The 25,562-nt window shown below is 34.4% G+C and carries 24 protein-coding genes; 16 read left to right on the top strand and 8 right to left on the bottom strand.

Features of this window, described 5'->3' with window-relative positions; genetic code table 11:
* The first annotated feature begins 151 nt into the window (after positions 1–151).
* Positions 152–1,699 carry an aldehyde dehydrogenase family protein gene (locus CF599_RS08945; RefSeq protein ID WP_121965692.1) on the top strand — a complete coding sequence of 516 codons (1,548 nt, stop codon included), beginning with the start codon at positions 152–154 and terminating at the stop codon, positions 1,697–1,699.
* A 684-nt stretch (positions 1,700–2,383) separates the two neighbouring features.
* Here the strand turns inward: CF599_RS08945 and CF599_RS08935 are convergent.
* The 3 genes from CF599_RS08935 to CF599_RS08925 are packed head-to-tail and all read right to left on the bottom strand — an operon-like array spanning position 2,384 to position 4,872.
* The gene (locus CF599_RS08935) at positions 2,384–2,941 is read right to left on the bottom strand and encodes a DUF3575 domain-containing protein (RefSeq protein ID WP_121965690.1); all 558 of its coding nucleotides are present in this window, start codon (positions 2,939–2,941) and stop codon (positions 2,384–2,386) included.
* A 49-nt stretch (positions 2,942–2,990) separates the two neighbouring features.
* Entirely contained in the window at positions 2,991–3,731 is a 741-nt protein-coding gene (locus CF599_RS08930; RefSeq protein WP_121965689.1) for a metallophosphoesterase family protein, read from the bottom strand.
* On the bottom strand, positions 3,724–4,872 hold the full coding sequence (locus CF599_RS08925; protein ID WP_121965688.1) for a DUF5929 domain-containing protein: 1,149 nt from the start codon (positions 4,870–4,872) through the stop codon (positions 3,724–3,726). The genes CF599_RS08930 and CF599_RS08925 overlap by 8 nt, the downstream gene beginning before the upstream one ends.
* Positions 4,873–5,041: 169 nt before the next feature.
* On the opposite strand from CF599_RS08925, the gene CF599_RS08920 reads away from it, so the two are divergent.
* The 8 genes from CF599_RS08920 to CF599_RS08885 all read left to right on the top strand — a co-directional run bounded on the left by CF599_RS08920 (position 5,042) and on the right by CF599_RS08885 (position 14,070).
* Positions 5,042–6,046, top strand: a complete 1,005-nt coding sequence (locus CF599_RS08920; RefSeq protein WP_121965687.1) for a MoxR family ATPase — start codon at positions 5,042–5,044, stop codon at positions 6,044–6,046.
* Between the two features lie 87 nt (positions 6,047–6,133).
* The gene (locus CF599_RS08915; protein ID WP_121965686.1) at positions 6,134–6,997 is read left to right on the top strand and encodes a DUF58 domain-containing protein; all 864 of its coding nucleotides are present in this window, start codon (positions 6,134–6,136) and stop codon (positions 6,995–6,997) included.
* 5 nt (positions 6,998–7,002) lie between these two features.
* Positions 7,003–8,628: a BatD family protein gene (locus CF599_RS08910; protein WP_121965685.1), complete on the top strand. Its 1,626-nt coding sequence runs from the start codon at positions 7,003–7,005 to the stop codon at positions 8,626–8,628.
* The gene (locus tag CF599_RS08905; RefSeq protein WP_121965684.1) at positions 8,628–9,632 is read left to right on the top strand and encodes a VWA domain-containing protein; all 1,005 of its coding nucleotides are present in this window, start codon (positions 8,628–8,630) and stop codon (positions 9,630–9,632) included. Before CF599_RS08910 ends, CF599_RS08905 begins: the two co-directional genes overlap by 1 nt.
* A 6-nt stretch (positions 9,633–9,638) precedes the next feature.
* The gene (locus CF599_RS08900; RefSeq protein ID WP_121965683.1) at positions 9,639–10,670 is read left to right on the top strand and encodes a VWA domain-containing protein; all 1,032 of its coding nucleotides are present in this window, start codon (positions 9,639–9,641) and stop codon (positions 10,668–10,670) included.
* Position 10,671: 1 nt separating this feature from the next.
* Entirely contained in the window at positions 10,672–11,538 is an 867-nt protein-coding gene (locus CF599_RS08895) for a tetratricopeptide repeat protein (RefSeq protein WP_121965703.1), read from the top strand.
* Between the two features lie 6 nt (positions 11,539–11,544).
* Positions 11,545–13,305, top strand: coding sequence for a BatD family protein (locus CF599_RS08890; RefSeq protein WP_121965682.1), 1,761 nt, complete (start codon positions 11,545–11,547; stop codon positions 13,303–13,305).
* Positions 13,306–13,311: 6 nt separating this feature from the next.
* Complete coding sequence (locus CF599_RS08885) at positions 13,312–14,070, top strand: tetratricopeptide repeat protein (RefSeq protein WP_121965681.1); 759 nt, start codon at positions 13,312–13,314, stop codon at positions 14,068–14,070.
* A 74-nt stretch (positions 14,071–14,144) separates the two neighbouring features.
* On the opposite strand, the gene CF599_RS08880 is transcribed toward CF599_RS08885, so the two are convergent.
* Positions 14,145–14,687 (bottom strand): CvpA family protein, encoded by a 543-nt coding sequence (locus tag CF599_RS08880; RefSeq protein ID WP_121965680.1) that lies wholly within the window; start codon positions 14,685–14,687, stop codon positions 14,145–14,147.
* Between the two features lie 93 nt (positions 14,688–14,780).
* Between CF599_RS08880 and CF599_RS08875 the strand changes: the two genes are divergently transcribed.
* Together CF599_RS08875 and pheS are read left to right on the top strand one after the other, a co-directional pair.
* Positions 14,781–15,137: a hypothetical protein gene (locus CF599_RS08875; RefSeq protein ID WP_121965679.1), complete on the top strand. Its 357-nt coding sequence runs from the start codon at positions 14,781–14,783 to the stop codon at positions 15,135–15,137.
* An 86-nt stretch (positions 15,138–15,223) separates the two neighbouring features.
* Positions 15,224–16,240 (top strand): phenylalanine--tRNA ligase subunit alpha, encoded by a 1,017-nt coding sequence (gene pheS / locus CF599_RS08870; protein ID WP_121965678.1) that lies wholly within the window; start codon positions 15,224–15,226, stop codon positions 16,238–16,240.
* A 225-nt stretch (positions 16,241–16,465) separates the two neighbouring features.
* On the opposite strand, the gene CF599_RS19505 is transcribed toward pheS, so the two are convergent.
* Complete coding sequence (locus tag CF599_RS19505) at positions 16,466–16,621, bottom strand: hypothetical protein (RefSeq protein WP_158221775.1); 156 nt, start codon at positions 16,619–16,621, stop codon at positions 16,466–16,468.
* A gap of 151 nt (positions 16,622–16,772) precedes the next feature.
* Between CF599_RS19505 and CF599_RS08865 the strand changes: the two genes are divergently transcribed.
* Positions 16,773–17,504: a hypothetical protein gene (locus CF599_RS08865; RefSeq protein WP_121965677.1), complete on the top strand. Its 732-nt coding sequence runs from the start codon at positions 16,773–16,775 to the stop codon at positions 17,502–17,504.
* 133 nt (positions 17,505–17,637) lie between these two features.
* Here the strand turns inward: CF599_RS08865 and CF599_RS08860 are convergent, their stop codons facing one another.
* Positions 17,638–20,124, bottom strand: a complete 2,487-nt coding sequence (locus CF599_RS08860) for a DUF5686 and carboxypeptidase regulatory-like domain-containing protein (protein ID WP_121965676.1) — start codon at positions 20,122–20,124, stop codon at positions 17,638–17,640.
* Positions 20,125–20,410: 286 nt separating this feature from the next.
* On the opposite strand from CF599_RS08860, the gene CF599_RS08855 reads away from it, so the two are divergent.
* The 4 genes from CF599_RS08855 (at position 20,411) to CF599_RS08840 (ending at position 23,418) form a co-directional block, all read left to right on the top strand.
* Positions 20,411–21,463 carry a ferredoxin--NADP reductase gene (locus tag CF599_RS08855; RefSeq protein ID WP_121965675.1) on the top strand — a complete coding sequence of 351 codons (1,053 nt, stop codon included), beginning with the start codon at positions 20,411–20,413 and terminating at the stop codon, positions 21,461–21,463.
* A gap of 144 nt (positions 21,464–21,607) precedes the next feature.
* Positions 21,608–22,393 carry a hypothetical protein gene (locus CF599_RS08850; RefSeq protein WP_121965674.1) on the top strand — a complete coding sequence of 262 codons (786 nt, stop codon included), beginning with the start codon at positions 21,608–21,610 and terminating at the stop codon, positions 22,391–22,393.
* A gap of 39 nt (positions 22,394–22,432) precedes the next feature.
* Positions 22,433–23,215, top strand: coding sequence for a hypothetical protein (locus CF599_RS08845; RefSeq protein WP_121965673.1), 783 nt, complete (start codon positions 22,433–22,435; stop codon positions 23,213–23,215).
* Positions 23,212–23,418 (top strand): hypothetical protein, encoded by a 207-nt coding sequence (locus tag CF599_RS08840; RefSeq protein ID WP_121965672.1) that lies wholly within the window; start codon positions 23,212–23,214, stop codon positions 23,416–23,418. Before CF599_RS08845 ends, CF599_RS08840 begins: the two co-directional genes overlap by 4 nt.
* 85 nt (positions 23,419–23,503) lie before the next feature.
* Here the strand turns inward: CF599_RS08840 and CF599_RS08835 are convergent, their stop codons facing one another.
* Together CF599_RS08835 and argH are read right to left on the bottom strand one after the other, a co-directional pair.
* Positions 23,504–24,067: a hypothetical protein gene (locus CF599_RS08835; RefSeq protein WP_121965671.1), complete on the bottom strand. Its 564-nt coding sequence runs from the start codon at positions 24,065–24,067 to the stop codon at positions 23,504–23,506.
* A 160-nt stretch (positions 24,068–24,227) separates the two neighbouring features.
* Positions 24,228–25,559, bottom strand: a complete 1,332-nt coding sequence (argH, locus tag CF599_RS08830; protein ID WP_121965670.1) for an argininosuccinate lyase — start codon at positions 25,557–25,559, stop codon at positions 24,228–24,230.
* Positions 25,560–25,562: the final 3 nt, after the last annotated feature.

The following is a 25,562-nucleotide window of genomic DNA, read 5'->3' as shown; positions in this document are numbered from 1 at the left end:
ATCGCTAATCTTGCTCTGTTTTGTACAATTCATTCTCGTTTAAATGTTATCTGCATATTTCAGGTAGTATACTGAACATTACACACATAGTCAATTATTTTTTTTATATATTAGCAAGTAACAATCAATTACAAACTATAAACAAAAAGAAATGACTACACCTAATAACCAATTTGGTATATCAGAAGTATTAGAAAAATTAGGACTTGTAGCAGAGAACAAAGGTTCGTCTACAGGTCTTAATTCGTTTTCTAATGGAAAAATCATAGAATCATACTCACCTGTTGATGGTCAACTTATCGCTAAAGTACAAGCGTCTACAAAAGAAGATTATCAGCAAGTAATGGCTAAAGCAGAAGAAGCATTTAAAAGCTGGCGCCTAGTACCTGCTCCTAAAAGAGGAGAAATCGTAAGACAAATCGGAGAAGAACTAAGAAACAAGAAAGAATACTTAGGTAAACTTGTCTCTTATGAAATGGGAAAAAGCTTACAAGAGGGATTAGGAGAAGTACAAGAGATGATAGATATCTGTGACTTCGCTGTAGGACTATCTCGTCAATTATACGGATTAACAATGCACTCTGAACGCCCAATGCATAGAATGTATGAACAATGGCATCCAATGGGTGTAGTAGGTATCATCTCTGCATTTAACTTCCCTGTAGCAGTATGGAGTTGGAATACTATGTTAGCTTGGGTATGTGGTGACGTTTGTATTTGGAAACCAAGTTCTAAAACACCTCTATGTGGTGTAGCCTGTCAAAATATAGTAGCTGGAGTTTTTAAAAAGAATGATATTCCTGAAGGGGTATGTAATCTAGTTATCGGTAACGAATGTGGTGATCTTATCAACACAGACCCTAGAATCCCTCTAGTGTCATTTACTGGATCTACACGTATCGGAAGACATGTATCTAAAACTGTAGCCGAGCGTTTCGGTAACACTATTCTAGAGTTAGGAGGTAATAATGCTATTATCGTATCAGAACATGCTGATATCAATATAGTATTAGTAGGTGCTGTATTCGGTGCAGTAGGTACTGCAGGACAACGCTGTACAAGTACTAGAAGGCTTATCATCCACGAAAGTGTATATGATAAAACGATCGATGTATTACAAAAAGCGTATGCTCAACTAAAAATAGGCAATCCTTTAGATGCTAATAATCACGTAGGCCCACTTATTGACAAGGGAGCTGTAAAAGATTATTTGGATGCTATCGAAAAAGCAAAAGCAGAAGGTGGTAAAATAATAGTAGAAGGTGGAGTATTAAACGGTGCTGGATATGAAAGTGGATGTTATGTAAAACCGTGTATCATAGAGGGTAAAAATAGCTTCGAGATTATACAGGCTGAGACCTTCGCTCCTATCTTGTATGTAATGAAATATAAAGATATCGAAGAAGCTATCGCTATGCAAAATGGGGTGCCTCAAGGGCTGTCATCTTCGATCTTTACAAACAGCATGAGAGAGATGGAACTATTCTTATCACAAGCTGGTTCTGACTGTGGTATCGCTAATGTGAATATCGGTACGTCAGGTGCAGAGATAGGTGGAGCCTTCGGAGGAGAGAAAGAAACCGGAGGAGGTAGAGAGTCTGGATCTGATGCATGGAAGGCATATATGAGAAGACAGACTAATACGATTAACTATGGTACTCAACTACCATTAGCACAAGGTATCAAGTTTGACTTCTAACATTAGAATATAAATAGCAAAAAGCACTTACGAGAGTAGGTGCTTTTTTTATTTCTAATACTTCATTACATGAGAGGTCTTCTTGACTTTTAAAAACAGAACCTCTTTTATCTATCTCTTTCAGACATACTCAATTTAAGTTTGTATTTTTGCAATTCTGTATTTATTTCTATTCCTTTAGAAATCAGAGGGATTAATCCACTTAAGGATTATATATCCTACCTTATCTCAAGGTAAAACTTTATTGTCACCAATTCCTATTTATGAAGTTGCTATATGACTTTGCCTGAAAGCATAGTGGCAACATTGAGTGTCCATAGTGACTCCATTAAAAAGCTTGTTCTAATGGAGTCACTATGGACTCATTATGGACTCACTATGGACTCACCTGAACCAAAACTGCATAAAAATGCCAATTTTCCTCTATTAATGTATGTGATGATAAATTTTTTGAATATTAGCCTAGAAGATTGGCCCATAAAGCTATTGATCACTAATAATCAATGCATTGTAAATATACATATTAAATACTTATGCTTTTACTACACACTTATATTTTATTCTCTTATAAGTTTTTCTATTCAAATTATAGAATAGTGTAATATAGATAGTCAAAATATCTCAGAACTAAAAAAAGGTGCTTACTAACTGTAAGCACCTTTATATCTCATTGTTTCTAATGAATTAGAATCTATATCCTAAATTAATTCCTGCATTAAACTCTATAGCAGAAAATCTGTCATTCACTTCACTACTAAAGTTTCTAGCAATAGAAGCAAAAGGGTTAATCGTAAATGAATCTCCTAATGTCCATTTATATCCACCTCCTACACCAAAGATAAAACTATTCATATCAGTTTCTGTTCTTACTGTAGTATCTAATTCACCATTATAAATATTCTCTTTAAAATTACCAAAACGGTACTTTAAGAAAGGAGATACTACATAGCCACTACCATGCTCACCATTCTTACCACCTAAATAATAATTGTAATTCACAACTAAACTATTAGTATTAAACTTTTGGTCTTTTCCACCTTTTTCTTTGTGATAAGCAAAACGATCATTGATATTAAAGTTAGCACCTATTGACTGATTGTGCCCGATAAAGTGCTCATACCCTAGTTCTACAGAAGCTAAAGCTAATGTATTAAATACATTTATCTTTACCTCATTAACAGCTTGGGCTCTAGCCCCAATCGTACCTACAAGAAGTAATAGTACAAGACATAATTTTTTCATATAACCTTATTATTTTTGACAAATATAATGATTTGTCTCGTTTCTCTTATTATTTATGGTTTCTACCCTCCTCATTTGGGTACAAACTAGCGACCGAGTCACTCTGCCAAAACTGCTTGGTATGAATATCAAGAATTGAAATACATCCCATAAAAGCAGCCCCCGTATCTATATTCCACACATTAGCATAATTAGTAGGAAATTTAAAACCAAAGTTAGTAACAGGTGTATGTCCTATGAATATTTCATTGTGATGAAGTAATCTCTTTGGGTAGCGAGGATCTTCTTTAGATATAGAAGAATCCATAGCCATCACCATCTCCCATAGCGTGCGATCCCAATAAAGGTATTCTTTAAAGAATTCTGTCTTCACCCCTCTAGGGTTAGTAAAACCTGCATGAACAAATAATCTATTGTCTTGATCAATGTGATAATCTAGTAATTCGTCAAAAAAAGCTAGGTGTTCATCGCATTTTTCTTGAGTGATATTCTCTAAAGAATAAGACTTCATAGAAGCATTACCTCCGTTACTCTCCCATATTTTATTCTCTATGCCTGTCAGAAGCCATTTTACTAATAAAGTCTCATGATTTCCTCTTAAGAATATACACTTATGTGTTAATCTTAACTGTAATAAATAATCTACTACTTTCTCTGATTCACTCCATCCATCTACATAGTCTCCTAAAAAAATCAAATTATCCTCAGTGGTTACTTTAGCACGATCCATAACTTGTAATAATGCTTTATAACCACCGTGTACATCTCCTATAACTAATGTTCTATTCATCTACTTCTGTTTCATATTTCAGTTTACGCAAGATACGCATTACTTCTTTAAAGGCTATAAATAGCTGAGGGTCATCTGAGTATTTTAAATAATCTTTAACGGAGATTAGTTCCTCTTTAGCATTCTCAAAACCATTAAGATAGCATAACATCAAATTAAAACATAGCTTTCCTAATACGCGCTCTTCTTTGGTCGTAAGTTTTAAATTATTCTGGATTTTAAAAATAACGTTTAAACTACTGCCATAGATATGCCCTAATATATTTTTATTATATGAGGGGGCCTTAAATAGAACTGTATTAGTCATAGAGTAAGTACCATTCTCAGAGAATGTAATCATTACTTCTTCGAATGGATAATAACTTGTCTTATCATTCAGTCCTAGATTAAGATATTCAGTAATAACAAACTTGTGCCCATTATAAGCAATCGTGACAGAATCTAAATCAGAATAGAATAACTTAATATGTTCATTTACAAATTCTATGTCAACTCGAGAATATAGAGGCATTCCTCTTACCATCTTCTTATTACCTGCCCAACAGATAATAAACTGCTCTCTAAAGACATTATATCGAGGTTTCATATCTTTATGTGTACCTGTCATAAAGGAAATAACACTATCTAGTATACTCGCTAAATCGTTCTGAGAGTTTTTCTCTATACTCTTTACTATCTCTTTGTTTGTACTACGAGGTACTGCTACGTCAGGCATAGATGTGCTACCTACACGCACAAAGTAACTGCCTTCTACTACCTCTCCAATAGTTCTTTTAAAAGTCGTCAATCCATTTATAGAACGAATCGATACTAAACCTACTACCCTATCTTTAGGCAGGTCATTAAACGCTACATTGTCATACGTAATAAAAGGAGGATTCTCTAAGTAAGCATTAATAAGATTTTGTATCTTACTGTCATCATAGAAGTCTACTCCCACTATTTCGTTATCTTCGTCTTCAATTCCTACTAATAGATATGAACTATTGTCTGGATTTGAATTTGCTAAGGCACAGATATGTTTTAAAAACTTAGCTTTGCCTGATTTACTGTGCAGATTGAGCTGACGCTTCTTGTCATAGAAGCTATTTTCATCATAATGTGCAAGTAAATTTTTAATAAGTAATCGCTTATTAATCACAACATTTTTGTTTTTGTTCTTAAAATTATAAAAAGAAAGTCACAATTCAGACCTAAATGCGAAAACTCAATGTTATATTTAACCATACATTAACAACTAGGTAAGGATTATTTTTTGAATTTGCGGTAAGAATCAAAAAAGTATATTACTTTAGAAAAAAACTATATATATGGACACAACAGGATCTAATTATGATATCCGTGAACTAAACGAATTAATAGAGAAGGAGAGTGCTTTTATCGACATTCTAACAATGGAAATGAACAAAGTCATTGTTGGTCAAAGACATATGATCGACAGACTATTGATTGGACTGTTAGGTCAAGGCCATATATTACTAGAAGGTGTACCTGGTCTAGCAAAGACTTTAGCCATTAATACTTTATCTAAAGCAGTACATGGATCGTTTAATCGTATTCAGTTTACTCCTGACTTATTACCTGCAGATGTAATCGGTACGATGATTTACAATGTAAAAGAGAATGACTTTTCGATTAGAAAGGGACCTATCTTCGCTAACTTCATCTTAGCCGATGAGATTAACCGTGCTCCGGCGAAAGTACAATCTGCCTTATTAGAGGCGATGCAGGAGAAGCAAGTAACGATTAGTGATGAAACATATAAATTAGACAAACCATTCTTAGTAATGGCTACTCAAAACCCTGTAGAACAAGAAGGTACATATCCTCTGCCTGAGGCACAGATGGACCGTTTTATGCTTAAGACAGTTATTGATTATCCAAAGTTAGAGGATGAAAGACTTGTTATCCGTCAAAACTTAGCGGGTGAAAAACCACAAATAAATGCTGTAGTAACACTAGAACAAATACAAAGAGCTCAAGAAGCAGTGAAGAAAGTGTATATGGATGAAAAAATCGAGAAGTATATCTTAGATATCATCTTTGCTACACGTTATCCTGAGCAATTTAAACTTGAGAAACTGAAGCCTATGATTAGCTTTGGTGCATCTCCACGTGGAAGTATCAACTTAGCTTTAGCTGCTAAGTGTTATGCATTCATCAAAAAAAGAGGTTATGTAATCCCTGAAGACGTTAGAGCTGTAGTAATAGATGTACTGCGTCATAGAATAGGTATCACGTACGAAGCTGAAGCTGAAAACATCACTTCTGTAGATATTATTAACCAAATCGTAAATGAAATAGAAGTGCCTTAATCGAAAGAAACTTCATATAGCTCAAGGCCTATTTATAGTTAACTGTAAATAGGTTTTGAAGGTTTTGTTAATTAGAAAGTTATTGTCATGGAAACGAAAGACATCTTAAAGAAGGTCAAAAAGATAGAGATAAAAACAAAGCGCTTAAGCGACCACATTTTTTCAGGAGAGTATCATACTTCTTTTAAAGGAAAAGGTATGACTTTCTCAGAAGTTCGTCAATACCAATTCGGTGATGATATAAGAGCAATTGATTGGAATGTTACGGCGAGATATAACGAACCTTATATCAAGGTATTTGAAGAAGAGCGCGAGTTGACGATGATGCTTTTGGTAGATGTGAGTGGATCAGAATGCTTTGGTTCTTCAGATCAATTTAAAGAAGATATCGTATTAGAAGTCGCTGCTACGCTTGCCTTTTCTGCTACACAAAACAATGATAAAATAGGTTTAATACTATTCTCTGACCAAATCGAACTATTCATCCCTCCTAAAAAAGGGAAGACACATGTATTGAGAATAATCAGAGAGATGATTAATTTTAAACCAAAAAGTTTAAAGACAGATGTAGGTTTTGCACTTGAATACTTATCTAAGGTAGTTAAGAAGAAAGCTATTGTATTTGTTATTTCTGACTTCCTAACTCCATCTTTTGAACAGACTTTAAGAATATCAGCTAAAAAGCATGATATCACAGGAATACGAATCTATGACAAAAGAGAAAAAGAACTACCTAATGTAGGTCTTATCAATGTATTTGACGCTGAGTCTCATACAGAACAATTAATAAACACCTCTGATTCTATGGTTAGAAAAGCTTATAGCTCACACTTCCAAAAACATGAAGAGGACTTTACAAAAGTATTTCAAAAATGTGGAGCAGGAACTATCAATGTAGAAGTCAATGATAGTTATGTAAAGAAATTATTAGGATACTTTAAATCAAGATAGATAACATGAAATCTAATTTTCTACATATCGTTATTGTTTGTATAATGGCTACTTTTTCGTCTTTAGCACAAAATAAAATAGAGACATCAGTAGACACTACTTCTATTAAACTAGGAGACACTTTTCTATACACTATTAAAGCCAATACTAAAGCAGGTACATTAGTTACATTCCCTGCTACAGAACAATTGGGTCAGTTTGATGTAGTTGAGTCTTTTCCAATAGATACAATTAATAACGACAATACTCAAGAGTTAATAAAAAAGTATCATCTTACACAGTTTGATGCGGGAGACTTTAGTGTTCCTGCTATACCTGTCATTGTAGATGCTAAACTATTTCATACAGATTCTATCAAAATACATGTACAAGATGTAGAAGTAGATACACTTAAGCAACCTCTATATGAGATTAAAAACATCTCAAAAGAGGGAGCCTCTTTCTCTACAAGTTGGTACTACATTATGTTTATTGTTTTGGCAATATTATTAGGTTTGGCTATCTATTGGTATATTAAAAGACAGCAAGATAAAAACCTTACAGAAGATGATAAATACAAAACACCTTTTGAGAAAGCTGTCAAAAAACTTAAAAAATTAGAAGAGAAGAAGAACTGGAATCGTGGAGATGCTAAACCATACTACTCAGATATGAGTATTATTACTAGAAGTTTCTTAGAAGAGACATTCGGTATCTCAGCGAAAGAGCTAACTACATTTGAGATTATCACTATTCTTAAAGCTACCCTTGATGATAAAGAGATTAAAATAGATCCTGCTATCATTAAAGATTTAAAGATCGTATTAGAATCAGCCGATTTAGTAAAATTTGCTAAGTCTCAACCAACTGAAGGAGAGATAACAGCCGATACTTCTAAAATACAAGAAGTTGTAAGTAGTATTAATACTGCATACCCTATCTCTGCTGCGACTCAAACTGAACTTATTAGATTAAGAGAAGAGCGCAAGAAAAAGAAAAAAAGAATACGCATCTGGATTCCTACGGTAATAACAGTGGGGCTAGTGATCATTACCGGTGTTGTTTACTTAATAAATACTTCTTCAGAAGAAGATTATCACTGGCTTACATTCAATAATACAAAGAAACTACTAAACAAGGAATGGATAACAAGTACTTATGGTACAGAGCCTGGTTTAACTGTATCTACACCCGAAGTACTAGTTCGTTATAATGAACCTGTTTTAAAACAAACTAAGCCTGATGGTATCTCTGCATTAAACCAATTCAAGTTTGGTGTAATGGAAGATCCTATTCACATTGTATTAAACAACGTAGTAACAACTAAGGAATATAAATACAGTAAAAAAGAGTTAATTACATATTCAATCTCTTTACTAACACAGAATAATAAAATAGATAACTTAGAGTATAAAGACGAAGAGTTTGAAAATGCAAATGGAGTATTAGGAACTAAAGTAAGAGGAAGTTTTAAATTTAAAAATACCGAGAATCACAAAGATGAACAAGTTATATTCCAAGGGATACTAACGGACAATGGCTCTAATAAAGACCAAGTGTGGGTATTCTACTTAGCAGAAGATAACAATGCTCCTGCATTAGTAGAGCGTGTATTTGATTCAGTACTTTATAAACAACAGAAGAGAGAATAATGATCAAGAATATAACTTTTGCAAACCCTGAGTTCTTCTGGTTATTCATCTTATTGCCTATCGCAATATTTATATGGATTAAAAACAGAAAGAAACAACGTGCTTCAGTAAAACTTAGCGCGATCCAAGGGGTACAAGAACATACTTCACTATTAGTAAAGTTATTACCTATTTCTATTGTACTGCGAGTAGTTGCTTTAAGTGCTATAATAGTAGGTATGGCTAGACCACAACTAGTTAATGTAGACACACAGATACACTCTACACATGGTATTGATATCGTGATGGCAATGGACGTATCAGGAAGTATGCTAGCGAGAGACTTAAAACCTAATCGTCTAGAAGCACTTAAGACTGTAGCAGCAGACTTCGTATCACAACGTGTAACAGATCGTATAGGTACAGTTATATATGCAGCAGAAGCCTATACTAAAACACCTGTAACAAGCGATAAATTATTAATACTAAACGATCTTAAGAGTATTAAGTATGACAACGTTTTAAGAGATGGTACAGCTATCGGAGTGGGCTTAGCTACTTCAGTAAACAGACTTAAAGACAGTCCATCAAAAAGTAAAGTAATCATCTTACTTACAGATGGGGTAAATAATACAGGAACTGTAGATCCGAAACTTGCGGCAGAAATAGCAAAAGAGTATAATATCAAAGTTTATACTATCGGTATTGGGACTAATGGATTAGCCGAATCGCCTGTTGGGATTAAAGAAAATGGAGAGATAGTATATGAAAGAATTCCTGTAGAACTAGATGAGGCTTTAATGAAGTCTATCGCTCAAACAACAGGAGGAAAATACTTTAGAGCAACTGATACTAAAAAACTTAAAGACATCTATGAAGGGATCAATCAATTAGAGAAAACAAAAATAGATGAACAAAAGTTCGTTAAAGCAGATGATCAGTTCCAACTATTGGTACTATTTGCTTTTATTCTTTTGTGTATTGATTTCATATTACAAAAAACAATTTTTAGAGGATTCATATAATAGATTATGTGGGAGTTAGACAATAAACAATATCTTTTTCTTTTTATAATAATAGCAGTACTGATTCTAATCTTTATTGCGGATATTCTATGGAAGAAAAAGAAGCAACATTCTTTTGCTACTGCTAAGGCTATTAAAATTTTAGCCCCTAATAGATCTAAGAATAAACCTATCATAAAAGCATCTATCTATCTGATAGCTCTAGCGTCTATCGTAGTGGCACTTATTAATCCTAAGATAGGAACTAAGGTAGTAACCGTAAAACGTCAAGGAGTAGATATCGTATTCACGCTAGATGTTTCTAAAAGTATGTTAGCTCAAGATATGGCACCAGACAGGTTGACTAAGATGAAACAACTTGTTTCACAGATTATCAATGGTCTTGGTCCTGATAGAATCGGTATCGTAGGATATGCTGGTACAGCATTCCCAATGTTGCCTATCACAACAGACCACTATGTTGCTAAGATGTATTTACAAACGATGAATACTGATATGGTGTCTTCTCAAGGTACAGCCTTTGAAGATGCTATCTACGTAGCAACTAATTTTTATGACAATCCAAATACGAGCAAAGTAATGATCCTTATCTCTGATGGTGAAGACCACGGAGAAGAAATGGAGAATGCTATAAAGATAGCTAAAGAGAAGAAAGTAAAGATTATCACTATAGGTGTTGGTACTGAGACTGGAGGGCCTATTCCTATTAAGACAGCTAAAGGAACAGAGTATAAAAGAGACTGGGATAACCAAATAGTAACTACGAAGTTAAACCCTTCTACACTTAAGTATATAGCTGATGCGACTGGAGGAAAGTATTACTATGGATCAAATACACAAGAGATAGTTGACTTAATCAAGAATGACCTAAGTAAAATAGAGAAGACTGACTTCGAAGATCAACAGATCGCAGAATACCAAGCACAATACCAATGGTTTTTAGGTTTTGCTTTCTTACTTATCTTTATTGACTTGTTCATACTAGAGAGAAAGACAATATGGATGAAGAAACTTAATCTGTTTAATGAAAAAGAATAGTATGCAACTAATTATGAAAAACTCATTATACTTAACGATATGTTTATTGTTCTCTATTTGTACTTTTGCGCAATCTGCTGGTAGAGCACTGAGTAAAGGGAACGAAGGATATGAGAGCAAACATTATACTCAAGCAGAGGCATCTTATAGAATAGCTAATTCTAAAGACGCTAAATCTACTGCGGATTATAATATGGGGAACTCTATGTATAAGCAAAAGCTAAATAAAGAGGCTGAAACAGCATACTTAAGAGCTGCTGAGAAAGCTACTACTAAAGAGGCGAAGCACCTAGCATATCACAATCTAGGGAATGCTTATATGAAGTCTAAAAACTATCAAGCTGCAGAGCAAGCCTATAAACAAGCATTACTTAATAACCCTAAGGATGATGAAACGCGTTATAACTATGCTTTAGCAAAGAAAATGAATAAGGAAAATCCTCAAGACAATAAGGATAACCAAGATCAAAATAAGGATCAGAACAAAGACCAAAACAAGGATAATCAAGATCAGAATAAAGACAAGAAAGATCAAGATAACAAAGACGACAAGAAAGATCAAAAAGACAAGGACAAGAAAGACGATAAAGGCAAAGACGATCCAAAAGATAATAACGACAAAGGAGACAAGGATAAAGATCAAAAAGATAAAGGTAATCAAGATAAGGACGACAAGGATAAGGAAGGTCAAGACAAACCTCAACAGAACAATCCAAATGCTCCTAACAGAGATCAGATAGACCGTATCTTAGATGCAATGAACAAGGATGAAAAGGGTGTTCAACAGCGATTGATCAACAAGAATCCAAAAGGAGGAGAGAAAGGAAAAGAAGCAGGACAAGCTGAAAGAAAGAAAAAAGACTGGTAGATTACAATGAAAACAATGCGTTACTATATATTATTATTTGCACTGATTTGCACGCAAGTTATCTTAGCTCAAGTGAGTTTTGAGGCTGCAGCAAGTAGAGATAATATCCCGTTAAATGACAATGTCCGTATTGATTTCGTAATGAATCAAGATGGAGATAACTTTGCGCCTCCTAGATTTGATAACTTCACTATTGTAGGTGGACCTAATCAATCTGTAAGTACTTCGTGGGTCAACGGTAAGAGATCATTTAGCAAAACTTATTCTTATTTCTTACAACCTAAAAAGAAAGGAACATTTACTATCGGAGCCGCTTCTATTGAGATAGATGGCCAAATATATAAAACGAAACCGATTAGTGTCACTGTTTCTGATGCAGTCGCTAAACAAGATCCAAGACAACAGTATAACCAAGTTCAGCAACAATCACTTGCTGAAATACACTTAGTAGCTGAGGTTAATAATCGTACACCGTATGTAAATGAACCAATCACAATAACCTATAAGTTATACTTTAATACTAATATCGCAGGATATAGAGGTCAGAAAATACCTACCTATAATAAGTTTTGGGTACACAATGTAGAGTTACCACAGAGACCTGATGTTAAAATCGGTAAGTTTAGAGGGAAAGATGCCAACTATGTTACCCTGAAGCAAGATGTACTAATGCCACAAGAAGCAGGTACGCTTACGATAGACCCAATGGTTCTGCTTATACAAGCAGAAATCCCTACAGGACGTAGAGACTTCTTCGGTTATCCTGAAACAGGTTTTGTAGAAAAAGATTATAGTACAGGTAAAATAACGATAAACGCAAAAGAACTACCTGAAGCAGGTAAACCCTCTAACTTCTCTGGAGGAGTTGGGTCTTTTGACTTTAAAGTAACTCCTAGCAAGACGAGTCTAAAATCAGGTGAACAACTTGACTTAAAAGTAGAGGTAACAGGTAAAGGTAACTTGAATTTACTAACTATGCCTACTCCTACTGCTCACTCTGCATTAGAGATGTATGACCCAACTACAACAGATAAGATTACTTCTGGAGTAAATGGTATGCAAGGTAGTCGTGTGAATAACTATATCATCATTCCACAGTATAAAGGAGACTATGCCATAGATCCTATGGAATTCTCATACTTTGACTTAAATACTAAAAAGTATAAAACAATCAACATAGACAGTTTAGCAATACACGTGTTAGAAGGACCTACATTACCTACTAACAACGAAGCGAAGAATACTACTGTTGTGGATAAGAATGAATTGTTTCAAGCTAATATAGCTAAACCAACTATCGTTAAGCCTTATACTAGTTCATACTGGGGTACTACCCTATTCTATGTATTTACAGGATTGCCATTCTTAGCCATACCTTTCTTTATCATTGTAGTTAGACAGCGTCGTAGATCTGCATCAGACTTTGATGGTATTAGACTGAGAAATAACAATAGATTAGCGAAGAAATATTTAGGCGAAGCGAAGAAGCATATGAACAACAAAGAATTGTTCTACGAGGCTTTAGAGCGATGTCTACATAACTTCCTAAAAGCGAAGCTTGATATGGTAACAAGCGAGATGAGTAACGAAAACATAATAGAGATCCTAACAGATAAAAACATAACAGAAGAGGCTGTAAAAGGCTTTATGGACTTAAAGAATGCTTGTGAGTGGGCGCGATATGCTCCGACAGACCAAGTTAATGTAAATAAAGACTATGACAATGCAATTACTGTTATCTCTGAATTAGAAAAACAATTCAAATAGACCAAAATGAAACACATCATCACTCTTTTTATATTTGTTATGAGCTTTCATATGTGGGCTCAAACAGATACTTGGGAAAAACAATTTGACAAAGCCAATGCGCTTTTTCAAAAAGAGAAATATACAGATGCTCTCTCTGCTTATCAGGAGATAGAGAAACAAGGAATTACTTCTCCTGAAGTATATTTTAATCTAGGTAATACATACTATAAAACACAGGATTATGTCAATGCAGCATATTACTATGAAAAAGCATTAAAACTAACTCCTGAGAACAAAGCAATAGAGACAAATCTTAATTATGCTCGTAAGGAATTAGCAGACGATATTACTATTATTAAAGAATATGATAGTCAGGATATCCTACACCAAAGTTTAAAGAAACTATCTGTTGATGGATGGGCTACACTAGCTACCGTATTAGCGTTCTTGGTTTTTGTATGCTTTGTCATTTATTATTTAAATAGTAGCAGTACTGTTAAGCGTATATGTTTTGTCTTTATTGGATTATCTATTATTCTAATCGGAGGAGCAATGTATGCCGCTTCGTTTGAGCAAAAGTATGCTTCGAAAGAGGTGACAGGAATTCTGTTTACGAAGGAAGTTCGCCTAAAAGAAGAAGCTAAAAATACTTCTAAAACGGTAAAAGAACTACACGAAGGAACAAAAGTATACATCTTAGAAAAGAAAGCACTGTGGATTAAGATAAGATTAGACAACCAAGAAGAGGGTTGGATAGAAGAGAATACAGTAAAGTATATCTAATCCTACTACCTATAAACAAGAACGCCGTATTATATCGATATAATACGGCGTTCTTGTTTATAGTGACAAAAGTACTAAACTGCTTCTGGCTGATTTGCTTCTTTTAATAAATCAATACTCTTAGCGAATAATGACTTTACTAAGTCAAATAAACTTGGAAGTATAGTCTCTGATAAAGACATATATATTTTATAACTCACTGAGTTCATCAGTGTATCGTGCTCTACGAAAGTGAATAGATTATTAATCTCATCGAAGATAGACAAGAATACACTCCCAACTAAAACAACAATCAATACTTGAAATACAGCACCGAAGAATCTATTAAATAATCCCAAGAACACTGTCTCGAAGAATTTCGTTACTACTTTGGCTACAAATCTTGCTGCTAAGACAGCTAAGAAAAATGCTATTACAAAAGCAAACAAAGGAATGTACGGTGACTCCCATTCTAGCGAATTCATTAGGAAGTCTTTGATTATATTCGAGAATTTAAGTGCTCCTATCATCCCTATAAATAGAGATAAGAAAGCAACAACTGAAATAAAGAAACCATCTTTTGCCCCTTTAAATACAGCAAAACCTACAGCGATAAGGCATATAAAATCTAAAAACATAAGTACTCAAATAATTAAGGTGCGAAGATATTACAAATCTATTAATTACAATAGGCCATAAACACTATCTTTGTGGCTATTACAAATAACAATATGGCAAGAGATGAACAATTAAAATCTAGATGGGACGCTGTAGTCCTAAAGGTTTCTGATCGCTTCGGTGACGGTGAAACACTAGATCTAGAAGCTATCATATATTTAATCGGAGTACAAGAATTAGGTAAAATCAAAAAGAAATATAAGAAAGACGACAAGCTTAACCTGATGCACATCGCTATCTGTCGCTTACTTGAACCTTATGGATATTACGAGTTTGATCACTTCGATCAAGATGGATGGCCACACTACAACGTTAAGGAGAGCCTCCCTAGTCTGAAAGCTGGTGAACAATCAGTTTTGATGAAAGAGGCAATAGTAAATTACTTTTTAGAAAGTAAATTTATTGACTAAAGATCGTAACAATTAATAAAATTATAGGGCTTTATAATTTTATGTCTAATTGAAAAGCAGTAAATTTGCTTTTTACTTTACTTAAGATGATAGATAAAATAAAAGAATACATCGGTGAGGCGGAACACTTTATCACTGACAACAAAGAGACGCTTGAGACATTTAGAATAAAATTCTTATCTAAAAAGGGAATTTTGAACGACTTATTTACACACTTTAAAACTGTGTCTAATGAGCAAAAGAAAGAGTTTGGTCAAGCTATCAATCTATTAAAAAACACTGTCGAGAATAAAGTAAAATCTATTCAAGATGATTTAGAATCTAAAGATGTACAAGGTCTTTATGGAGACTTGACGCGTCCTGGGTATCCTTTAGACTTAGGATCTAGACACCCTATTTCGATTGTTAAGAACCAAGTTGTAGATATTTTTAACAACATTGGTTTTAATATTTCTGAAGGTCCAGAGATTGAAGATGATTGGCATAACTTCTCTGCATTAAACTTCCCGGAATATCACCCGGCTCGTGATATGCAAGATACTTTCTTCGTTCAGACTAATCCTGAGCAGTTACTACGTACACATACCTCATCTGTACAAACTCGCTATATGGAGAAGAACCAACCGCCATTGAGAACTATATCTCCAGGGCGTGTATTTAGAAACGAAGCTATATCTTCTCGTTCACACTGTATATTCCATCAGGTAGAAGGTCTTTACATTGATAAAGACGTGTCTTTCGCTGATTTAAAGCAGACATTATTATACTTTACTAAAGAGATGTTCGGTAAGTCTAAGATCAGACTACGTCCTTCTTACTTCCCTTTTACTGAGCCTAGTGCTGAGGTAGATATCTATTGGGGATTAAAGACTGAGACTGACTACCGTATTACAAAAGGTACAGGATGGTTAGAGATTATGGGATGCGGTATGGTAGATCCTAATGTTCTTAAGAACTGTAATATTGATCCTAGTGAATATAGTGGTTTTGCATTCGGAATGGGTATTGAGCGTATCGCTATGTTATTATACCAAATCGGAGATATCCGTATGTTCTTTGAGAACGACGTACGTTTCTTAGAGCAGTTTAAATCAAACTACTAATAAGATTACAATATACAAGAACGCCTCATCTATTACAGATGAGGCGTTTTTTTATCACTATACTTATCTTTAACCCATACTATGCATTAGCCAAATACTGCAAAGCAATTCTACTTCATAGTTCTTTCATTAACTCTAAACCATACTATAATATGCTTGTGTCGTTAATTCAGACCTACCTTGTATAATTTCTTTTCGTTTATATGTATATCGCATAATCTAGGTTTAAAAACTCTTCTTCACACCAATCATTATCCCATCTTTAGCAAATGCCCCTCCATTATATGAGCGGACATAATCTATACGGAAGAAGTTGATTTTACCAAAACCAAAGTTAGATAGCCCTGCTGTAAACTCCTGATAAGGTCTAGACTCACTCATCATCGCACTGTGATAGAATAATATGCCACTACTTCTCTAAGTCCATTCTTAACCCACTAAAATACAGAGTGATGAAATCCATAATATAAATTTAAATAGGTATATATATTATTAAATTTTTATATAAATTAGCTTAATAAACAACCCTTTTATGAAAAAATTTATCTCACTACTTGTATTATTACCCATTATGGGTTTCTCACAAGAGAGACTCGGTATTAATACACAATTACCTCTAGCGACATTAGATGTTAATGGTAATCTAATTGTAAGAAAAGCTGACGAACTTACAGCACAAGACAACAGACAGCTATACATAGATAATGAAGGTAAAGTTGGGCCTTTACCAAAAGACTCAAAAGTGATTGTTGCACCTGTATTTTTCCTTGAAGCAGAGAACACAAATATTACAGAAACAAGTACAGCCGCCTTTAATGCTGGGACAGTATTACAAATAGACGCTAATCCTGATCATATTGTTTACAATAATTTAGAAATATCTATTAAAGATGGTGCTTATCAGATAGGGCAATCAGGTTATTATTTAGTCAATTCGTCTATAACTGCCCAAATAGCAACCGCAGCTATAAATCAATTCGTTTACGTACAGGTTGGAATAAGAACAAGGAAAAACTCAAGTACTCCCTGGGAAACCATAGTTGCTACCAGACCGGTTCTTAATATCAATTGGAATCAGACTCCTGGGCAGGGAAACTCTATTGTATTACCAAGTAGAATCATATATTTTGAAAAAGGAGAACAATTACAAGTTTTCCTAAATAGAACTTCTACGGGTCTCGGTCTTCAAGGTAGTTCAGCTACACAGATTAAAGTTAATACAATATATTCTAAAGCAGTAACATTAACAATCCAAAAGATGTAATTACAATCGTCTTAATAAGAGTTGTTCGTAAAACAAAAACGATATTCTCTTTTTTGACTAACAATACAACAAAGCCTCTACAAATTACCTTTGAATTGTAGAGGCTTTATTTATAGTTATAATCCGAGTTTACTTAAAAACTCTTCTTCACACCAATCATTATCCCATCTTTAGCAAATGCCCCTCCATTATATGAGCGTACATAATCTATACGGAAGAAGTTGATTTTACCAAAACCAAAGTTAGATAGCCCTGCTGTAAACTCTTGATAAGGTCTAGACTCACTCACCATAGCATTGTGATAGCCTAATACAACATTCCATCCAGTCTCTCTAAGCAATGGAACCTTATTAATAAGAAAACCTCTAAAATCATATTCAAAGTGACTCTCTACATAACTCTTATTCGTACTTAAGCTATAATATGGCAACAGATTAAATGAAGTCAATCTATTATTACTGATATTAAGGTTGGTCTCATTACCTGTGAAGTGCTTCCTATCCACATAAGAGATATTCTCTCCTCCAAAGTATTTTCCCATAAGTATGTTATACTCAAATACACCTTTATTACTCACTGTCAACTCTTGACTAAATCGTGCTTCTAACTTATCGTATGATAATCCTTTCTCGCTTCCACTAAAGCCTTTTTCATAATCTACCTCTATAAGCGGATACTTCCTATTAGACATATAAATGCGCTTATCAGGATAAGTAATATAGTTCATCCCTAAGCGAATCTTAGTCCCCAACTTAAACTTGTATAGATAGTGATTTGATATCGGGCTACTTTCCATATCTAATGGAGCTAGGGGATCATTAGAGGTGTACACTCTACTCCCTTTATAGAATGCCCCATTCGCATTATTAAACAGAGGACTTCTATCCTCATACCCTATCGCAGTATTTATCTTTAAAGCCTCTTCTAAAAATTGACCTTGATACCCTATATAAAATTCATTGTGATTATAGTACTTGGCATAGTTCTTACGTGATAATAGAGAGAATGCAGTATTTAATAGTTCAGGTATATTCTCATTATTATATTGGTCTATCTTACTTCCCCCTTCTACATAAACTGTAGAGTTCGTTTTTCCATCGAAATAGTGTTTTAATTTACCATACACACGCAATCTATCTGACGCAAATCCATAGTCAAAACTAACCTTTCCTGATGTAAAACTCTTTTTATCCTTATCGTAAAACGTACCATAGAAGTCCGTCTTCATATTAAACCCTTGTACGGTATTAAATCCAGGTCTATCCTTCCCCAAAATCCCTCCATAACCTAAGCTATACATATTATCCTTGCCCTTGTAGTTATAACCGCCTAAGACATCACCTAAGCGAAACTTATTATACTTCATACGAATGCTATCCTTATAGGCAGGAGACTCTTTAATTTGTCTAATACTGTCCTTAACGTGATAATCTCTTACTTCCTCTTCTGTCAATGCAAATAATCTATTCTGCTCCCAAAAAGTATCATCTTGTTTGTTGACATCTTTAGCGAAAGACAATACTTCTTTATCAAAACTAGCTCTTGTGAAGTTAGGTGTAAAATTATAGTTGTTAAACACACTTAAGAACACGCCTTGTATCTGTATTCCTAACGCTCCAAAGACTAAATCAAGGTTCTGCGAACGCTTCACCCAACTCTTATTGTTCTCATCGTAACTAAAGTTCTGATTGATATTAATCGCTTCTATAATGGGTTGTTGTAAACTCACACCTGTCACTTTTAAATCCATCCCATAGATAGCTCCTATACCGTCTACTAGATAAATATCTCCATAGAATACAGGCTGAGCAGCAGACTTAGGCATTACCTTAATCTTATTAATCAATACACCGTGATCACTGAACGTTGCCTCTAATGAATACTTATAATAAGAGAATGCCCCATCAGCGATAGGCGATATAAGCTTTGTCCCAAGATCTCCTATAACTACGTGGTTATCATAAAAATCATAGAACGACTCATCAGCTGTATTAAAACTATACCCACTATTATTACCGCTGACCTTTGACGCGATGATGTGTTCTTTTAATTTGTTGGGTTTTTGATATTTTAGGTTAGATACCGTCTCAGAGAGATACACCACCCCCTTACCTAAAGAATCCACTCCTGTTAGACTACCTCCATCTTTTTTTACTTTCTTCTGAATGAACTTTGACATTTTTAAAGTCTTCAGCATACCCTTAGAATAAAAGTCAGCAGTGAAGGCAGACATCCCCTCCGTATTTTTTCTCTTGTTCTTTATTGCATTTCTGATTAAGTCATCAGCAGGATTCACTCCTGCCTTGATTACGATATCATCTAAGACGAACTCTTCTGTCTCTAAGACTATATCCACTATTTGGGGAGTACCTGTATAAGAAATTACTTTGCGTACAGTCTTATATCCTAAGAACTGATAGACAATAGTATGTTCTCCCTTTTGGTTAAGGGGTAATTCATAATTCCCCTGTTCATTACTGATGGTTCCTTGTTGACTTTTCTCGACATAGACAGTTGTGTAGCTTATTGGTTTGCCTTGTGTATCCTTGATATTCCCTTTAAGCTGTCCTAACATAGACATACTTAACAGCAATATTGGTAGTAATATAAACTTGTTCATAAGGTGGTTTTGGTCTAATTATAACCATTAGTATATCAACTTATTGTCCTGTTACAACTCCTCTTGTATAATTTAACATAATGCACTTAAACATTTCGTAATAGTTAATTCAAATACCTTAACTATCAGTACACTTACTTTAGAACTCAAGCTTTATCTACTATGTATGCATAGTATTTATTCTGCTAAATAGTTAATTATCTGTAAAAGAATTGATCTATACTACAATTAATGTGTCTTTAACTCATTCACTTTTGTATTTTTGTCAGTTCAAACTAAACTAACTATGTCAAGATTCAACCTATTAACTGTAAAAGAAGTTCGGAGAGAGACTCCTAATGCAGTATCTATAGTATTTGATATACCTGCTGATCTTCAAGAAGGTTATGCATTTAAAGCAGGACAATATTTAAATATTAAACACCTACACGACGGAAAAGAAATTCGTAGAGCTTACTCTATCTGTTCTACTCCGACGAGTGGAGAAGTGCGTATAGCTGTAAAGAAGGTAGAGCACGGTGTGTTCTCTACTTATGCAAATGAAGTACTTAAAGCAGGTGACCAACTAGAAGTAGAAGCTCCCGAAGGAAGATTCATACTAGAACCTAATCCTACTGTAGCGCATAACTATGCAGCATTCGTAGCAGGTAGTGGTATCACTCCTGTGATGGCTATCCTAAAGACAGTATTAGAACAAGAGCCTAACAGCAAGTTCGTATTAGTATATGGAAACAAGAATGCTGAAGAGACGATATTCTACAAAGAATTACACGACTTACAAGCCCAATATCCTGAGCGTCTAAATGTGTATTTCGTATATTCACGTATCAGAGAGAATGACTCTATCTTCGGACGAATTGACAAAGCGAATATTAACTTCGTAGTAAACAATAAACATAAAGATACTGCATTTGACCACTACTACTTATGTGGACCAGAAGATATGATCAATACAGTGAGCGCTACCCTTCAAGAGAAAGGCGTCTCTAAAGATAAAATCGCTTTTGAGATCTTTACTCCTAATACAGATGGTGTAGATCCTGTACAAGCAGATGGAGGTACTACTAGAGTAACTACTCTAGTAGATGATGAAGAAACTACTTTTGAGATGCCGAAGAGTGAAGTATTGCTAAACGGGGTACTTAAAGCAGGTGTTGATGCACCCTATTCTTGTCAAGGTGGTATCTGTAGCTCTTGTATGTGTAAGATAGTAAAAGGAACTGCTGTGATGAAAAAGAACAGTATCCTATCTGACGACGAAATAGCAGACGGTATAATCTTATCGTGTCAAGCTATCGTTACTTCAGACGAAATATATGTAGACTACGACGACGTTTAATAGACGTCTTACTTTATACTAGCTCTCCCTAAGTGGAGAGTTTTTTTGTCTTTACACTTAGCAAAAACATCTTCCAATATTACTCAATTACAAGACAAACAGTTATCTTTACTATTAGACGAGTCCCCCTTGTAACACTATCTAATGAACAAGAGTTATATTACTACCTTAGGCTTGTCACTATTCTTAACAATAGCAACATCTGCCTGCAAAAAAACAATTGAAGAAAGCAATCCTGATGTGGATCAATACGAGGAGGCTCCACTATACACAGACTCTGAGGAATCAGAGGAAGAGCCTGCTGAGGAATATACTACCATAGATTATACTTTCCCGAAGACAGGAAAGTCTATCACTGATTTTATTCCTAAAGGTACTCCCTTTGAAATTCAGTATGAGACTAAAGGCGATCTCAACGGTGATGGACTTAATGATTACGTTATCGTATTAACTGACAAAACGCGCTTATATGACGAATACCCAATGTTAATACTATTACAACAAACAGATGGTACTTATAAATTAGATAAAGTCTCTAAAGTAGCTATCCCTATTGAATTCTTAGAGAATAGATATCCATACTATGATTCAGAAAGTATAACTATAGAACAAGGTCTACTTAAAATTTTCTTATTTACCATGAATGGTAACAATAATATCTCATATACCTATACTTATATAGATAATGAGTTATATCTTATAAATGGTGGTCTATTTATGAGGGGAGCTGGTGCTTCGGCTTCAGTTGATATTGATTTTATACAAGGAAAGATTAACTGCGTAGTTTCTAATCTTATGGTAGAAGATGCTGAAGACAAGCGAATAAATATCAGCATAACTCCGTCTAAACACACTTTTGAAAATACACATGTAGAAATTCTGATACACGAAACTTATAAGGAAGAATTAAAAGGTTATGAAGTACTTTAATATCAACCACACATTAATTTATCTTATACTATACACTACATGAACAAGAGTTATATTACTTCCATAGGTTTGTCACTATTCTTAGCAATAGCAACATCTGCCTGCAAAAAAACAATTGAAGAAAGCAATCCTAATGTAGATCAATACGAGGAGGCTCCACTATACACAGACTCTGAGGAGCCTGAAGAAGAGCCTACTGAGGAATATACGACCATAGATTACACCTTCCCAGAAACAGGAAAGTCGATAACTGACTTTATTCCCAAAGGCACACCATTTGAAATTCAGCATGAGGCTAAAGGCGACCTTAACAATGATGGACTTAAAGATTACGCTATTGTATTAACTGACAAGACGCACTTATATGACGAGCGCCCTATGTTAATAGTATTACAACAAACAGATGGTACTTATAGGTTAGATAAGATGTCTAAAGTAGTGATGCCATCAAAGTATTTTAAAGCATCTAATTATGACAACGAAGAAATAACAATCGAGAAACATCAATTGGTTATTCATCTTTACAATGAGTATGCAAGTGGCAATACTAAATATAAATTTTCTTATCAGGATAAAGAATTGTATCTAAGTCAACTTGATGATTATTCTAGAGGTAGTGGAATACATATCTTTTTATCTGTCGACTTTTTTTCAGAAAAGATTAAGCTGGAGACTGGAGATGCTAATACTGACCCTGAAACAGAAAAAACAGAGTACTTTGATATGCCTGTATATCAGTTCACATTAGAGAAAGACTGCCCTCAATATATATTAAATGATATTTATAAAATAATTTTTAACCCTAATAACAACCAATTATGATTCAATTAAACAAGAAAATAGTATTCATACTATTAGTAATCACACTCTTCTTTATCGGGATTCATATCAGTGATATGATAAAGGTGTACAATGCTGTACAGACATTGACCTTTAAAGATTTCTCTCCTCTGATTCCTTTAGTGTTGGTAGGTGGTATATTCTTCTATCAATTATACATCAAGAAAGACAAGCCTAAACAATAGACAAGAACTATCATAAACTATACATTACCAAAGGATTAAAACAACAAACCACTATTAAACTAAGGTCAAATGGTGGTTTATTATTCTATTTCTTATCCAACTTCTTCCAATAGTCTAATACATAATCCTGAACAGCCTTAGGTAATGTACTAAAATTAGAACTATACTTATCTTCTGTAAAGTCTGAACTAGATGTACTAGATACCCAATACAACTGATGTTTGTGAAACAATAACTCTATAATCTCAATAGGATTATCCATATCACCCTTATTATTTCGCGTATATATAAATAACGCATCGACTAAACCATCTTTCTCTACATCATTAAATGCCTTGCGGTTATTATACACAGAAGTGACGATACCCTCATCGGCTATTATTTTATTAACCTTAAGTTCCCACTTATCATTCTCTTTAGTGAATTGCTGTATATAGAGTATATCCTGCTCTTCTTCTCGTTTATTCTTAGCGAAGACAAATATGTTCTCTTCTTTAGAACCATTTATTCGATCTACTAGAAGTACCCTGTCTCCTTTATAAGGAAAATCTGACTTCTCAAAAGAAGCTTTATTTACAGCAATATCTGTAATCTGAGCGGATACCAAAGATGTCGCACAGATAAATAATAAACATAATAATCTCTTCATTATCTTCTTTTTAAGAACATTAAAGATAATTAAATAAAACAAAAAAGAGCTGCACAAAGTATATCACTTCATACAACTCTTAATCAATTATAGTTAACATTGATAAATTAATAAATAGCAAGAGGCTCTCCCACCGCGTGGAAAAGCCTCTTTCAATCTATCACAACACTAAACTTACTAGTTTCTCATTTACTTGGTCAAAGTTGAATGACGCATATACACGGTCAAACTCTCCTTTGATTGCATCATTCATAAGGTTACCTACACTACCTTCGTGCGTATGATTCACCTCTTTTGACGGTTTATAAGTACCTGCCTCTATCGACAGTCCTATCTCTTTATATGCTTCTCTAAAAGGCATCCCTTTTAGCACATATTCATTCACGACCTCAACACTAAACAAATAGTCGTATTTCGGATCGCTTAATATCTCTTTATTCACCTCTATATTATCTAACATCAGTCTCAAGATATCTAAACACTCTTTTAACGATGTAAAAGCAGGAAATAAATTCTCTTTTAACAACTGAAGATCTCTGTGGTATCCAGAAGGCAAATTAGTAGTCATTAAAGCTATTTCATTAGGCAAAGCTTGTATCTTATTACATCTTGACCTAATTAGCTCTAATACGTCAGGATTCTTCTTATGAGGCATAATACTCGAGCCTGTAGTCAAATGATCCGGGAATTTGATAAAGCCCATATTCTGACTCATATATAGACAGCCGTCCATCGTGAACTTCGCTAAAGTAGCTGCTATAGAACTTAGTCCCTGTGCTAAGATACGTTCTGTCTTCCCTCTACCCATCTGAGCATAGACCACATTATAGTTCATAGATTGGAACCCTAATAGATCTGTAGTCATCTGTCTGTTTAAAGGGAATGACGAACCATAACCTGCAGCAGATCCTAAAGGATTCTTATTCGTTACTTTCCACGCCGCTAACATCATCTCTAGATCATCTACTAGACTCTCTGCATATGCTCCAAACCACAATCCAAATGAAGAAGGCATCGCTATCTGCAGGTGAGTATACCCAGGTAATAAGACATCCTTATACTGATTACTCAACTGCTGTAGCGTATCGAACACCTCTTTAGTCTTGATCACTATCTCTTCTATCTCATGGCGGAAATAAAGCTTTAGATCGACTAACACTTGGTCGTTTCTTGAACGTCCTGAATGTATCTTTTTACCAGCGTCACCTATCCTTCTAGTCAACAACAACTCTACCTGTGAATGAATATCTTCTACATCATCCTCTATCGTGAATTGACCTGCTAAGATCTCTTGGTATATTTGTTTTAATTCTTTTTGGATCACTACTAAATCTTCTGATTCAAGTAGTCCTATGCTTTCTAACATCTGTGTATGTGCCAGTGACCCCATAACGTCAAATGCCGCAAGGTTCATATCTAACACTCTATCTTGTCCTACTGTGAAAGTGTCTACAGAACTATCTACAGTAGTATTCTTTTGCCATAATTTCATTTG

Origin of the sequence: Myroides sp. N17-2 (genome assembly GCF_002286775.1) — a bacterium.
In the GTDB taxonomy this organism is placed as follows: Bacteria; Bacteroidota; Bacteroidia; order Flavobacteriales; family Flavobacteriaceae; genus Flavobacterium.
The sequence above is the reverse complement of the archived record's forward strand: the minus strand, read 5'-3'. Positions and strand labels throughout refer to the sequence as shown.

Bases quoted from the DNA above. Each gene is read 5' to 3' on its own strand.
- CF599_RS08845 (WP_121965673.1), top strand. From the start codon at position 22,433: ATGAACAAGAGTTATATTACTTCCATAGGTTTGTCACTATTCTTAGCA.
- CF599_RS08910 (WP_121965685.1), top strand. From the start codon at position 7,003: ATGAAATCTAATTTTCTACATATCGTTATTGTTTGTATAATGGCTACT.
- CF599_RS08890 (WP_121965682.1), top strand. From the start codon at position 11,545: ATGAAAACAATGCGTTACTATATATTATTATTTGCACTGATTTGCACG.
- CF599_RS08855 (WP_121965675.1), top strand. From the start codon at position 20,411: ATGTCAAGATTCAACCTATTAACTGTAAAAGAAGTTCGGAGAGAGACT.
- CF599_RS08935 (WP_121965690.1), bottom strand. From the start codon at position 2,941: ATGAAAAAATTATGTCTTGTACTATTACTTCTTGTAGGTACGATTGGG.
- CF599_RS08945 (WP_121965692.1), top strand. From the start codon at position 152: ATGACTACACCTAATAACCAATTTGGTATATCAGAAGTATTAGAAAAA.
- CF599_RS08880 (WP_121965680.1), bottom strand. From the start codon at position 14,687: ATGTTTTTAGATTTTATATGCCTTATCGCTGTAGGTTTTGCTGTATTT.
- argH (WP_121965670.1), bottom strand. From the start codon at position 25,559: ATGAAATTATGGCAAAAGAATACTACTGTAGATAGTTCTGTAGACACT.
- CF599_RS08915 (WP_121965686.1), top strand. From the start codon at position 6,134: ATGGAAACGAAAGACATCTTAAAGAAGGTCAAAAAGATAGAGATAAAA.
- CF599_RS08835 (WP_121965671.1), bottom strand. From the start codon at position 24,067: ATGAAGAGATTATTATGTTTATTATTTATCTGTGCGACATCTTTGGTA.
- CF599_RS08900 (WP_121965683.1), top strand. From the start codon at position 9,639: ATGTGGGAGTTAGACAATAAACAATATCTTTTTCTTTTTATAATAATA.
- CF599_RS08905 (WP_121965684.1), top strand. From the start codon at position 8,628: ATGATCAAGAATATAACTTTTGCAAACCCTGAGTTCTTCTGGTTATTC.
- CF599_RS08885 (WP_121965681.1), top strand. From the start codon at position 13,312: ATGAAACACATCATCACTCTTTTTATATTTGTTATGAGCTTTCATATG.
- CF599_RS08840 (WP_121965672.1), top strand. From the start codon at position 23,212: ATGATTCAATTAAACAAGAAAATAGTATTCATACTATTAGTAATCACA.
- CF599_RS08930 (WP_121965689.1), bottom strand. From the start codon at position 3,731: ATGAATAGAACATTAGTTATAGGAGATGTACACGGTGGTTATAAAGCA.
- CF599_RS08865 (WP_121965677.1), top strand. From the start codon at position 16,773: ATGAAAAAATTTATCTCACTACTTGTATTATTACCCATTATGGGTTTC.
- CF599_RS08875 (WP_121965679.1), top strand. From the start codon at position 14,781: ATGGCAAGAGATGAACAATTAAAATCTAGATGGGACGCTGTAGTCCTA.
- pheS (WP_121965678.1), top strand. From the start codon at position 15,224: ATGATAGATAAAATAAAAGAATACATCGGTGAGGCGGAACACTTTATC.
- CF599_RS08860 (WP_121965676.1), bottom strand. From the start codon at position 20,124: ATGAACAAGTTTATATTACTACCAATATTGCTGTTAAGTATGTCTATG.
- CF599_RS19505 (WP_158221775.1), bottom strand. From the start codon at position 16,621: ATGAGTGAGTCTAGACCTTATCAGGAGTTTACAGCAGGGCTATCTAAC.
- CF599_RS08920 (WP_121965687.1), top strand. From the start codon at position 5,042: ATGGACACAACAGGATCTAATTATGATATCCGTGAACTAAACGAATTA.
- CF599_RS08850 (WP_121965674.1), top strand. From the start codon at position 21,608: ATGAACAAGAGTTATATTACTACCTTAGGCTTGTCACTATTCTTAACA.
- CF599_RS08895 (WP_121965703.1), top strand. From the start codon at position 10,672: ATGCAACTAATTATGAAAAACTCATTATACTTAACGATATGTTTATTG.